Annotated in this window: 9 protein-coding genes; 6 read left to right on the top strand and 3 right to left on the bottom strand. The window is 48.6% G+C overall.

Translation table 11 applies throughout. The features are described 5' to 3' along the window. Positions 1 to 91: 91 nt before the first annotated feature. Positions 92 to 796 carry an orotidine 5'-phosphate decarboxylase / HUMPS family protein gene (locus tag ACYVGR_RS22470; protein ID WP_460960897.1) on the bottom strand — a complete coding sequence of 235 codons (705 nt, stop codon included), beginning with the start codon at positions 794 to 796 and terminating at the stop codon, positions 92 to 94. Between the two features lie 299 nt (positions 797 to 1095). Here ACYVGR_RS22470 and ACYVGR_RS22465 point away from each other — a divergent pair, with 299 nt between their 5' ends. The 6 genes from ACYVGR_RS22465 (at position 1096) to ACYVGR_RS22440 (ending at position 8580) form a co-directional block, all read left to right on the top strand. Beyond that, a complete protein-coding gene (locus tag ACYVGR_RS22465) occupies positions 1096 to 1920 on the top strand; it encodes an HpcH/HpaI aldolase family protein (protein ID WP_460960895.1) in 825 nt (274 codons plus the stop codon). After that, entirely contained in the window at positions 1920 to 4046 is a 2127-nt protein-coding gene (locus ACYVGR_RS22460) for a hypothetical protein (protein WP_460960893.1), read from the top strand. Before ACYVGR_RS22465 ends, ACYVGR_RS22460 begins: the two co-directional genes overlap by 1 nt. Further along, positions 4043 to 4930, top strand: coding sequence for a glycerophosphodiester phosphodiesterase (locus ACYVGR_RS22455; protein ID WP_460960891.1), 888 nt, complete (start codon positions 4043 to 4045; stop codon positions 4928 to 4930). The genes ACYVGR_RS22460 and ACYVGR_RS22455 overlap by 4 nt, the downstream gene beginning before the upstream one ends. A gap of 47 nt (positions 4931 to 4977) precedes the next feature. After that, positions 4978 to 6360 carry a purple acid phosphatase family protein gene (locus tag ACYVGR_RS22450; RefSeq protein WP_460960889.1) on the top strand — a complete coding sequence of 461 codons (1383 nt, stop codon included), beginning with the start codon at positions 4978 to 4980 and terminating at the stop codon, positions 6358 to 6360. Positions 6361 to 6486: 126 nt separating this feature from the next. After that, positions 6487 to 7635 (top strand): acyltransferase family protein, encoded by a 1149-nt coding sequence (locus ACYVGR_RS22445; RefSeq protein WP_460960887.1) that lies wholly within the window; start codon positions 6487 to 6489, stop codon positions 7633 to 7635. 39 nt (positions 7636 to 7674) lie between these two features. Then, positions 7675 to 8580, top strand: a complete 906-nt coding sequence (locus ACYVGR_RS22440; RefSeq protein ID WP_460960885.1) for an Rpn family recombination-promoting nuclease/putative transposase — start codon at positions 7675 to 7677, stop codon at positions 8578 to 8580. Between the two features lie 64 nt (positions 8581 to 8644). Here ACYVGR_RS22440 and ACYVGR_RS22435 read toward each other — a convergent pair whose 3' ends face one another. Beyond that, on the bottom strand, positions 8645 to 11056 hold the full coding sequence (locus tag ACYVGR_RS22435; RefSeq protein ID WP_460960883.1) for an immunoglobulin domain-containing family protein: 2412 nt from the start codon (positions 11054 to 11056) through the stop codon (positions 8645 to 8647). A 177-nt stretch (positions 11057 to 11233) separates the two neighbouring features. Next, positions 11234 to 12331, bottom strand: coding sequence for an acyltransferase family protein (locus tag ACYVGR_RS22430; RefSeq protein ID WP_460960881.1), 1098 nt, complete (start codon positions 12329 to 12331; stop codon positions 11234 to 11236). Between the last annotated feature and the right edge of the window lie 74 nt (positions 12332 to 12405).

Here is a 12405-nt window from a genome sequence, read left to right as displayed (position 1 = left end):
GAAAAGAATAAGTAGATTCTGCGGATTCTATCGCAACCAAAGCACTGTTTATCAAACCAATAGAATCCAGCAATCAGTAGTAACAATAGAATCAGTTCGCTACGGGCACATCGCCATACGCATGTATTTTTTCACAGATCAACCGAAGTGATGCTTCCAGATTTCCGTCGGCGGTTTTGAAAGCATCGGCATCAATGGTCAAAGGAGCGCCAAGTACAACCAGCGGAGCGCCATATTCTGGACAGCGAATAGCCTGTTCCAGACTTAATCCACCAACCGCCTGGACTGGCACCCGAACGGCCTGCACAACCTCGCGAAGCTGATCCAGCGGGCTAGGCATCCGGTGACCTTGCGCAGCAATTCCCCGCCGTTCGTCGTAGCCGACGTGGTGAATGATGTAATCGCAGCCGAGGTCTTCGAGCCATTTTGCTCCTTCAACCATATCCGGGCAAACCATGTTATCACCCATTACACTAACGCCAAAATCGCGACCAGCTTTCACGACGCATTTGACCGTTTCGGCGTGGGCACGTGCCATCACAACCACATGAGTTGCACCGGCTTTGGCCATCATTTCGACTTCGAGATAGCCGCCGTCCATTGTTTTTAGGTCAGCGACGATTGGGACATTGGGGAAAGCTTCGCGTAATTTTCGTACACCATGTAGCCCTTCGGCCAAAATTAACGGTGTTCCGGCTTCCAGCCAGTCGACACCTGCCCGCATGGCTAAAGCAGCTGTTTCGAGCGCTTCATCGATGTTGGTCAGGTCCAGTGAGATTTGAACAATAGGTTTCATTTTACTAGAGCGGAGGAATAATCATTGATTTGGGCTTCCCTTCCAGGAGCTAATTGTTTGTGGCATCAACTCCTCAAAATCAACCAGAAGCACTACTACTTCTGGTTATAGTACTACGAAGGTGTTTATTCAGGCTACTGGCAATTGGAAATAAATCATCGTCCTAATAGCCTGAAAGGCCCATTAAGCAGTACTATAGTCGTATATAATTGTAGCGATTAACCAGGACCAAACGGCCTATGGCTGATTGGTCCTTTGTCTTCCGACTCGTTATTCAGCCCATGTAATCATTCGTCAAAATGGCTATTCCGACCCACTTAAGTTTGCTTAAAAAATTACAACAGGGCAAAAACGTATACGGTAGCTGCATCACCTCGACCGCACCGATGTGGCCGAAGGTTATTCAGCAGACCGGCGTCGACTTTGTTTTCCTGGATACCGAACATATACCGCTGGATCGGGCCGATCTGGCACGTCTCTGTCAGCAATTTCGAGCTTATGGCATTACGCCCATTGTCCGGATTCCGAGTCCCGATCCGTTTCGGGCCTGTCAGGCTATCGATGGCGGAGCTATTGGTATTGTCGCGCCATATCTCGAATCGGTGGAGCAAATTCAGGAACTGGTGGGTGCTACAAAATTTCGTCCGCTGAAAGGCGAACGACTCAATGCCTACTTAACTGGTCAGGAGCAAATGTCGGACGAGATGCAGGCTTATATTGCCGCTTACAATGCCGATACGATCTGCATCGCCAACATCGAAAGTGTACCAGCCCTCAACCGACTCGACGAACTGCTGTCGGTGCCGGGGCTTGATGCTGTATTCATTGGCCCGCACGATTTATCGGTCAGTTTAGGGTTGCCTGAGCAATATGATCACCCTGATTTTGAGGCTGCTGTCCGAAGCATCATTCACCAAACACGCGCCAAGGGGCTTTCTATCGGCATCCATTTCTCGCTGGAACCCGAGCGCCAGATTCAATGGATGAAAGAAGGCGTTAACATCGTGGTACACAGCTTCGATGTGGCCCTATTCAGTCAGCGATTGCGCCACGATCTTCGTATTATTAAAGAAGCCGCCGGTGATGATCTATCACCCGATACTAACTCAGGGCTTGTCATCTGATGCGCACGCTGGCATTTTCCCGTAACCACTCAAGCCCCATCTGGCACTGGCAGAGCGTGTTGCTCGGCGGATTAGCCTTGTCGATTGGCTGGGGTATTCGAGGCAATTTTGGCCACGAGTACGGCGCGGCCTTTGCGGGATGTCTGGCGGCTATCGTTATTGCGTTGCTGTCGGGTCGCTCCGATTGGCAGCAACGGGTACTTTACTTTGCCTTTTTCGGAGCTATCGGCTGGGGATTCGGCGCTTCTGTTTCGTACATGCAGGTCATCTCGTATACGCAAAGTGGGCATAGCTCTACTCAGCTATATGGCTATGCAGCTCTGTTTTACATCGGTTTCCTATGGGCTGGCTTAGGCGGAGCAGGAACAGCACTAGCCGCAGTTGCCGAACGAGAGCGGTTGGTTCAGTTATTCAAACCCGTTCTGTTCGTCTTTGGCATCTGGTTTTTGCAAGACCTGTTTGAAGACCCCATTGCCAACGCACTCCAATCGGGTATCAAGCTCGATCATACAGAATCTCGCCATAAAAGTCCGCTTTACTGGTTCGATGCCGATTATCTGGCGGCATCAACGGCGTTGCTAGCTATGGGAATCTATGACCTCTTCAACCAGAAGAGTTCGAAAGCGTGGTGGCTACCCGTTTTCGGGCTCTCGGGCTCAGTTGTTGGCTGGCTGGTTCAATACCTTCTGCAATTGGCTGGGTTAGATCAATCGCTGGCATCGCTCCTCACCTATCCTTTAGGCGATCCTACGTACGTTGATCCAGAAACGGGGAAACTGGCATTTGAAGCCCATAACCTCCTGAATAACTGGCCGCAATGGTTTGGGGATTATCCAGCGCACATCGGCTGGGTAATTGGGTTGGTTCTGGGAGTTACCGCCTATTTCGTCCGCTTTGGGAAATTTCGTAATGGGTCTTCGCTGATTGTCTACATGGCTACGGGTTGGCTGCTTTCGTTTCTGGCGTTTCCGGTACTTGGCAGCTTGTTTTTTGCCAACTCCGGGGGTCTCCGAATGACTCCGCCCCGTAGCGATGACTGGGCGGGTATTACGGGTGTCTTTATTGGCACGATTAGTTGGATGCGTCGCCATAACCTGCGCCCGGTAGCCGTTGCGTCCGTAATGAGCGGCACCATTGGCGGGCTGGGTTTGTCGGGCATTCAATGGATCAAACAGTTGCTTATGGCTCCCGGCAATCCTCGTATTCTGATAGGTCGTGGACTATCTACAGACAGTGTCGAATTTAAAACGACCGTAGCCGCCTGGGCCAATTGGCAACAACAGAACTGGCATAGCTTTCTGGAACAGAGTTATGGCTTCGTCAATGGGCTTGCTATTGTTGCAGCTATGGGATTTCTGGCAACCCGTATCCCGTTACACAACGACTCGGCTCCTAATAAACCGGTTCAGGGGAAATGGACGCTGGGTGTTACCACTGTTTTTGTCTTGCTGGCACTCCCCTACGTCAATCTGATTAAAAATGTAGAAGAGTGGGGCAAGCAATTAAATCCCGAAGTATGGACACGCCCTACCCTTCTGCCTGATGGTACACAGGAAACAGCCCCCGCTCTGTGGAACGTCCCTTACCTGGGTCATTTACCAGGTGTCGATTTTCTACAGCTGACACCCGACAGTTGGTTTAAGCTAACCTGGCTTCTGCTTCTAGTATTATTTATTGTCCTGATTCGCAGACATTTTCAGGAACCAATAGCACTTGTACCATTGTCGTGGCTGGGCAAAGGGCAACTCATTTTTCTGATTTTACTCTGGCTTATGGTCGTCGGAAATTTTGAACGGGCGTTGGTAAACTGGCATCCTAGTCGTCTCTTAACGGAGTGGATCATTACGGTTAACGCCATCCTGGCAACGCTACTGATGCTGACAATTCCGACCGAAAAAGCGCCTGTTGTGGTTCAGGCAACAGACTCGTATGACAGGTTATACAAACAAACATGGCTTCGGGCAGCCATTGCCTTAACGGTTTCTGCCCTGTTTTTCTGGCTGACCAATCGGGCGATTTACCACTATCCCGAAAACGAAAAATTGGATCATTCCCTCCATTTACGCTTCGGTCCAGAAGCTGACTGGCGGGCAAGGCCAAACTTGAAAAACGCTCAACATAAATGAAAAATCGACAACGGGTACAGACGTGTTTCACTGGCTTTTTATTGTTGGCTCTGGCCTTCCCTGGCCTTCCTAATGGCCAATCTATTAGCCAATCAAGTTCGGTTACCGACTCCATCAGCCGATACAAAGCGATTATGGCCACCCATCACCAGCCCGCCGTTTCGGCTCACCGGGGAAATTCTCAGCTCGCTCCCGAAAACACGCTTGCTACCTTTCGGGAAGTGCTCCGAATGCAAGTCGATTTTATTGAAATTGATGTTCGAACAACGCAGGATGGTCAGTTGGTGATTCTGCATGATGGTAGTCTGAATCGGACAACCACAGGCAGTGGGCCCATTAAAGACCAGACTCTCACAACCTTGAAAACACTCTCGGCTGGCAAGGGCTTTGATAACCGCTTTCAGACCGAACAAATTCCGACACTCGCCGAAGTATGTCAGTTAGTTTCTCGCTGGAATAATAGCCATAAGGCGCAAACAAATCTGTATGTCGATTGCAAAGCAGTGGCTTCTCAGCCATTAGTGAAGACTTTACAGACCTACGGATTGCTAAAAAATGCCGTTTTTTACGGTTCCGACGAAACGTTACTCGCACTGAAACAGATCGCGCCAACGGCCCGACTGATGCCGTCACTCAATAAGGTTGAGGAAATGGCAGCCAAGATCAGCAAGCTCAAGCCTTATGCGTTCGATCTGAACTGGGAGGTGGTTAATGAATCACTCATTCGGCAGATTCACCAGCAGGGAATTAAGGCGTTTTCTGATCTATTAGACTCGTTTGATACACCCGAAAACTACCAGAAAGCCGCTCAGCTCCACCTGGATGTTATCCAGACAGATTATGTACTAAACGTCTATAAATCGCTGACTAAAAAACCGCATTAACTTCCTCAAAACCATAGATTAACCCACTCTATACAAGTAGCCGTTTTATGAAATTTCTTTTCTTTTCATTCTTTATCGTTCTCACCTTTTCCTCTGCCAACGCTCAGATCCATAAACCTTATCCAGCCACGGTTTATCCAGATCGGCTAATCTTAGGCTGGCAGGGCGATCCAGCCACGTCGCAATCGGTCAACTGGCGTACCGATTCGACCATTAGCAACGTGGTGGGTGCCATCAGTGAAGCTGACCCTTCACCTGATTTTGTCAAAAATGCCACCATCGTGCCCGCTACAAGCGAAACGGTCTTGATCGACGGTAAATCCGTAAAGTATCATTCCGTTCATTTTAAGAATCTGAAACCAGCTACACAATACAGTTACCGGGTGGGCGATGGCACCTACTGGAGCGAGTGGTTTCATTTCAAAACGGCTCAGGCTAAATCGGCACCGTTCTCTTTCCTGTATTTCGGCGATGCCCAAAATGACATCCGTTCGCTTTGGTCACGGGCCATTCGTGGGGCTTATTCGACGCTGCCTACGGTGAATTTCATGATCCACGCGGGCGACTTAATCACGACGTCCAACGCCGACTGGCAATGGGCAGAGTGGTTCGAAGCGGGCGGCTGGATCAACGGTATGGTGCCTACGCTGGCCGTACCGGGCAACCACGAATATTTCAAGGATGAACAAGGCAAGAGTCGCGTATCGAGACACTGGCGGCCATCATTTGTATTGCCCGAAAATGGCCCGAAAGGTCTCGACGAAACGGCTTATTATATTGATTACCAGGGCACACGTTTTATCGCGCTGAACTCACAAGCGGCCTTGCTCGATTCGACAGTGTTGGACGCCCAGGCAGACTGGCTTGTGCAGACGTTGAGCAAAAATCCAAATCGCTGGACGGTCATCGTTCACCATCATCCAATTTATTCAACCAAGCAGGGCCGTGACAACGACGAATGGCGAACAAAGATGGAGCCGATTTACAAAAAATACGGCGTCGATCTGGTATTGCAAGGGCATGATCATACCTACGGTCGCGGGTTGAATATGCCGTTGGGAAAGAGCCGCAAGCATCCTGATGGGCCTATTTACGTAGTGTCGGTGAGTGGCCCCAAAATGTACGACATTGGCTTGCAGGACTGGATGGATCGAGCGGGATCGAACACGCAACTCTATCAAACTGTATCGATTGACGGCGATAAGTTATCGTACCAATCGTATACTGTAACCGGTCAGAAATACGACACCTTTATACTAACAAAAGATAGCAAAGGGAAGAACACGCTGATTGACCAATCACCGACCCTCCTCCCCGAGCGCCTGGATTTGCCAGCTGAGTATCAGCAAAAGTTCAAACCGGAACAAATGCAGGAATACCGAAATCGCTTTCAGGAATATAAGGCGCGGAAACAACAGGCAAAGCCGTAGAAGCTGTGGGCCCTTTTTGCTTCTTTAGATTCTTTTAACTCTATAGAATCAATACCCTGGCAGAATCAAAAAATATATAGAATCAAAAGAATATCGATTTTATTCGCTTATTTATACCAAAAACGTATGTCTGTAGTGTCTACCTCGCCTACCGAGCCAGCTGTACTCCAGCCCGCTCCCGTTAAACGACTTCTCTCGCTCGATACCTTACGCGGATTCGATATGTTCTGGATTATGGGCGGTGAAGAGATTTTTCAGGTATTGGCCAAAACAACAGGCTGGGCCTGGGCTATTCTCATCGCCGATCAGTTCACCCACCCCAACTGGAATGGCTTCCGGGCGTACGACCTGATTTTCCCGTTGTTTGTATTCATGGCGGGTGTCTCAACTCCCTTTTCGATAGGATCTCGATTAGATAAAGGCGACGACAAGGCCGTGATTGCCCGCAAGATTATTACCCGAGGGCTTATTCTGGTTGTGCTCGGCATCATCTACAACAACGGCCTGTTTGTCAAAGCGATACAGGATACGCGTTTCCCAAGTGTGTTGGGACGTATCGGGCTGGCGGGTATGTTTGCCCAGTTGATTTACCTCTACGCCAAACCCCGTACGCAATACATCTGGTTTATAGGCATTCTGTTAGGCTATTGGGCTGCCATGATGCTGATACCGGTGCCGGGCTGTGGAGCGGGTGTACTCACGATGGAATGCAATCTGGCCAGCTATATCGATCGGCTATTGGTGCCGGGGCATTTGTACAAAACGATTCATGATCCAGAAGGTCTTTTCTCAACGATTCCGGCGATTGATAATGCACTGCTTGGCATTTTTGCCGGTTCGTTTTTAAAGGCACATGGTAAAACGGGTAATCAAAAAGCCATACAATTAGTGGGTGCAGGAGCAGTTTTTATCATTCTCGGTGTACTCTGGGATTTCATTTTTCCCATTAACAAAAACCTCTGGACCAGTTCGTTTGTGATGGTTACCGGTGGTTTAAGTCTGAGCTTACTGGGATTATTTTACTGGATAATCGACGTTAAAGGCATCAAAGGCTGGACCTTCTTCTTTACAATTATTGGAATGAATTCCATTCTGATTTATCTGGCAGGCGAGTTCATCGAATTCGAATACGCTAACCACTTTTTCTTCGGTGGCTTGATTAAGCTCATCTCTTCGGGCTGGGTAGCTGCCGTGCTGGGCGTGTTTGGTTACCTCGCTGTCAAATGGGCATTCCTGTATTTTCTGTATAAGAAAAAGACGTTTTTACGAGTATAATTTAGTCACCAATTAGAGAAACATTGCCACATTTCTAATATGAAACGCGATGATTCTCTCTGGAAAGCGATCCTGGAAGATGTCTTTGATGACTTTTTACGATTCTTTTTCCCTAATGCCGATGATTTGTTTGATCTAAGTAAAGGAGTCGAATACCTTGATAAGGAATTAGAGCAGTTATTTCCACCCGAGCAGGATACTTACGAACCACGCTACGTTGATAAACTAGTAAAAGTCTTCACGAAGCAGGGGGACGAACCCGCTGAACGCTGGATTTTGATTCACATTGAAGTTCAAGGCTATAAAGACCGTTTCTTCGCTGAGCGAATGTTCCAGTATTATTATCGGATTTTTGATAAATATCATCAACCTATAACTGCCTTTGCCATCTTTACGGATAGCCATAAAAGTTATCATCCGAGTCAATATGAGCAATCGTACCTAGGCACCCGGTTGACGTACCAATACAATACATACAAGATACTCGACATACAGGAAGATGACTTATTAGCCAGTAAAAATCCCTTCGCACTGGTAATCCTAACAGTAAAAGCTGCATTAACCAGTAAACGACTGACCGAGGAACAGTTATTGGATGTTAAACTACAAATTGCCAAAGGATTTTTAACCAGTCAAATTCCCAAAGACAAGATCAGGAGTTTAATGAACTTCCTTCGGTATTATGTACGTTTGGAAAACCAGGAGACAACTGATAAGTTTGAGAGAGCTATCGAAGAAATCACACAACGAAGTACGACGATGGGCATTGAACAATTTTTGCTAGAAAGAGCCCAAAAACAGGGCATTGAAAAAGGCATAAACGAAAAGACACTAGCCTTTACGCGAACGCTCATCCGAGAAACGAATTTTACTACAGAAGAAATAGCCCGACTGGTCGGCGTATCTGTATCATTCGTTGAAGATGTAAAGAAATCTGCTTCATAAAACGATACACAACAAACCGATACCCCTGCCAATCAGCACATTACTTGATTGACAGGGGTATTTCTTATTTCTTAATCAGCCAAATCTCCGTTACCTGCGAACCGCGTTCCCCTTCTCCACATTCCCAAATGAAGGTTACGGCTCCATCGGCCAGAGCCGCTTTCGGAACATCGAACTCATAAATGGGCTGCTCGCCTGTCTGGATAAAGTCGTGGACAACCGAGCCATCGTCGGTAGTGAGTTTCATGCGTGAGCGGAAACGACCTGTATAGGCGATGCGCATGCGGTACGAGGCATTTGGGTCAAGCTCGTTGTAGACAATTTTCAATGGCTGATCGTACAGGGTTTTAGCCTGTTTCATCCAGACTCGGGGTGTAATCTGACCTTTGAAGCCTGTTGCCTTAATTTCATCCACCCATTCGACGCCTACCAGTCCCACGCCAAACCCAATTCTGGGCGATTGCAAACTGCCTGGATCTTTCTCCCAACTTACTCCCTGAACCACCCGATACCAGCTTTCGGGAGCGCCAAAGTGATCGTAGAATCCTCCCGGTCCCGGATCGGTGCGGTGTAGCATCTCCTGAATTTTCTGAACACGCTCCTGCTCATTACTCAGCTTTTCGATTTGCTCCAATTGCGACAGCAGCCAGGGCGAATCGTTGAGTGGAATGTCAATATTGTCAATAAAATTACCACGGCCACTCATAGCCCCATGTTTCTCGATGGTGAGTTGTGCGCCGATGCTTTTGAATAGTGAATCCGCCAGTGCAAAACATTTTGCACGATATTCCGGCAAAATCGGTTCTTTCCACGCCTTTTCCAGAATAGCATTCGCTTGCTGAATAGCCACCAGCGATCCTCCTGTTCCAATCGTTTCCAATCTCATCCGTGCCTGCTGCTCAAGCTCAGTTTCGTATAACAGTCGACGGCGGGTAAAGGCATCGTAATACGCCCGAATCAGACCCATTTGAAAGCGCGGATTTTGTAATACCGACCGAGGTGCTGATTTCTCCAAAGCCTGCCACTGCATCAGCGTCCGCTCCACTGCGTCGTTAGTCAGTAAATTCCCTCGCCAGTTTTGCTCTAATGCAACAAGTCCCTGCGCCACCGATTCGGTGTAATCGGCCCCGATAAATAGCCGGGCAAAGTCGCGTAAGGTTTCGATAACGGGCGTTTCGGGGTTCCAGTCTTGGTCGCTCCAGACAAACTTATTGACATCGTCGTTCGTCCCTTCCGAATAACTAATGCTACCCGCGCCATACTGATCGAGCGCGTTGTGAATGGCTTTCTCATCGTGCGGGCGTGGGTTGATACACTCTCGACCCAAGGTCATAGCCCAGGCCAGATCCCAATGCGGTACCGGATACTGAGAGGCATAATTGTGGGTAATGTCGGGATAATGCCGAATCGGAATCGACGGTTTCACTACTTTCCGGATCTCCTGCACCGGCATCTTCACCCAAGGGCCGAAAACTACCCCACCAAACCAATCGTACTCCTTGTTCACGTGCTTATAAAAGGCATCGAACCACTGTTGTGTGGGCCGGAATACCTGCGGAGATACCCAGATTTTGGCTTTAGGATGGTATTTGTGCAATACCTGAGCTTCCTTTTCGAGCCAGGCAAAGAGCACGTCAGGCTCCAGTTCGCCGGGGTCTCCACCCGGAACAAAGACCGCATCCAGCTTCGGCACAGCGGCAAAGACCTCACTTCGTTCGGCTAGTTCTTTCTTAATCGAATCCGGGTGGGTATAATCCAGCCCCATGTTCGGGTACCACATCCAGACATCCAGGCCATATTCTGCGCAAATCCTCGACTGTTCGCCAATCATTTTAATAGCGGGCAATTTCATATGGCGACTGCTAAAATCATCGTCAGTACGCGGAGGCATAATTTCGATGCTATTGGCCCCAAACAACGCCAGATCGCGGATGTACTGGTCGAATTGCGCCACCGAAAAGGCATCATACGCATTGGTTTTGGGACGATAGCCTAACTGATGCCCTCGGATCGGGTATTGCGGACTAGTAGTAATCGCCAACTCGCCAGCTACACCAACTTTGCCCGGTTTCATATCCAGTTTTCGCAACAATCGCCCGACGCCATACAGCAATCCCCGCGCGTCATGCCCGACAATCAACACCGCGTTCGCTTTTTCAATCGCGACGAGTTTGAATCCTTCACTCTTACTCTCGGGCATTGCCTGAACAACAGCCCGAACATCCGGTGATAATTGGGCAAGATTACTTTCCAGCAAAAGGGCAATAAATGGCTGCTTATCAGTGGGAAGTTTTGTGACGACTGGCAATTGAATACCGCTTCGTTTCTGGACTTCCTGCTGAAGAATTTCGACCGTTCGACGAAGAACTTTTTTATCCGTAACGGTAGTAGCTATACGCGCTTTCGACAAGTCGATTGTAGCCGCGTTCGCAGTTGTTAGGATGGAGAGAAAAAGGAGGGTTAAGCGGATTGACATTTTCTTCGAAATTAAGGATAGCTCCTAAGTGAGGCCAGGTTCTTCAACCTGACCTGCGAGGTTTCTCAAAACCTTGCGAGTTCATTTTACACGAGGTTTTGAGAAACCTCACAGTGTCGGTTTTTAGAAACCGACACCACATCGACCACCCCGGACGTGGACGTCCAGACTGCGGCCTCACAGTTTGATAAAAATTCTCTTCTGATACAGCACATAGGCAGGAATAAAATTAATGCCGATAAAAAACAGGGCATAGAGCAGACTCGCAAGTTCGGGCTGCATACCTACGCTTATCAAGCCCGTTACTACCTTCTCATTTAGGGGTAGTCCTCCAAATTTGAGTCGATAGAAGAAAAGGGCAAAAATGTCGGCCAGTACGTATACAGTGATAGCGTTAGCCCCGAAGATAATTCCTAATTTCGTCCCCCTCTTACGTCCCAGCACATCGACCAGAAAATACACGGCTCCCAGCAACATGGCCGCAAATCCCGAGGTAACCAACACAAACGAGCTGGTCCAGAGATTTTCGTTGACCGGAAAAGTCAATCCCCAGAAATAGCCGGCAGCAGCCGTAAACAGCCCGGTTGTCATCAAATACGACACTTTTTCGGTTGGGCTGGCACTACTGAGCATCCAACGTCCGGCCAGCATACCCGTAATTCCCGTCACAATCGACGGAAATGTACTCAGGATTCCTTCGGGGTCCCAGGTGCCCTGCCACATACGGCCGGGCAGGTATTTTCGGTCGAGCCAGGCCGCCAGATTTTGCCCTCGTTCCAGCACCACTTTCCCAACATCAGGCGTCGGAATTTGCGTCATGGCCAGCCAATAGGCAACAAGCGTAAGCGCCCCAATCCAGGCTTGCTGTTTCCAGTTTGTATTTAGAAAAAGAAACGCACAGACGAGGAAGACAATGGCAATCCGATGAAGTGTACCCGTCCAACGAACGTTCGAAAAATCAAAATCGGGCATTAGATTAAGAAACATGCCCACTGCAAAAATCTTCAGCGAGCGAACGACGATTTTTCGGTAGAGTTCGCCTTTCGGGCTACCTTCATCCACTTTTCGGGCATAGGCCAGCGCAATGGAAACACCAACGATGAACAGGAAGGTTGGCGCGATTAAGTCGGTAAAAGAGAGACCATTCCATATCGTGTGCCGTAGTGTAAAATACACAAACTCTTCACTCCCCGGGAAATTGGCGACAATCATAGCGGCAATGGTAAAACCACGCATCGCATCTAAAGAAATGAGTCGGCTCGGTTGCTGTATCATTAAAAATATTTAAAAAGCCCCGCTAGAACAATGGTATCTTTAGTACTGATTTGAGTAGTATAAAGGCTACTTAA

It is taken from the genome of Spirosoma litoris, from assembly GCF_054776755.1.
This window is presented reverse-complemented; position numbering and strand designations above follow the sequence as displayed.

Excerpts from the sequence above, each read along its gene's own strand:
- ACYVGR_RS22455 (WP_460960891.1), top strand. The coding sequence starts at position 4,043 with ATGAAAAATCGACAACGGGTACAGACGTGTTTCACTGGCTTTTTATTG.
- ACYVGR_RS22450 (WP_460960889.1), top strand. The coding sequence starts at position 4,978 with ATGAAATTTCTTTTCTTTTCATTCTTTATCGTTCTCACCTTTTCCTCT.
- ACYVGR_RS22445 (WP_460960887.1), top strand. The coding sequence starts at position 6,487 with ATGTCTGTAGTGTCTACCTCGCCTACCGAGCCAGCTGTACTCCAGCCC.
- ACYVGR_RS22470 (WP_460960897.1), bottom strand. The coding sequence starts at position 796 with ATGAAACCTATTGTTCAAATCTCACTGGACCTGACCAACATCGATGAA.
- ACYVGR_RS22440 (WP_460960885.1), top strand. The coding sequence starts at position 7,675 with ATGAAACGCGATGATTCTCTCTGGAAAGCGATCCTGGAAGATGTCTTT.
- ACYVGR_RS22460 (WP_460960893.1), top strand. The coding sequence starts at position 1,920 with ATGCGCACGCTGGCATTTTCCCGTAACCACTCAAGCCCCATCTGGCAC.
- ACYVGR_RS22435 (WP_460960883.1), bottom strand. The coding sequence starts at position 11,056 with ATGTCAATCCGCTTAACCCTCCTTTTTCTCTCCATCCTAACAACTGCG.
- ACYVGR_RS22430 (WP_460960881.1), bottom strand. The coding sequence starts at position 12,331 with ATGATACAGCAACCGAGCCGACTCATTTCTTTAGATGCGATGCGTGGT.
- ACYVGR_RS22465 (WP_460960895.1), top strand. The coding sequence starts at position 1,096 with ATGGCTATTCCGACCCACTTAAGTTTGCTTAAAAAATTACAACAGGGC.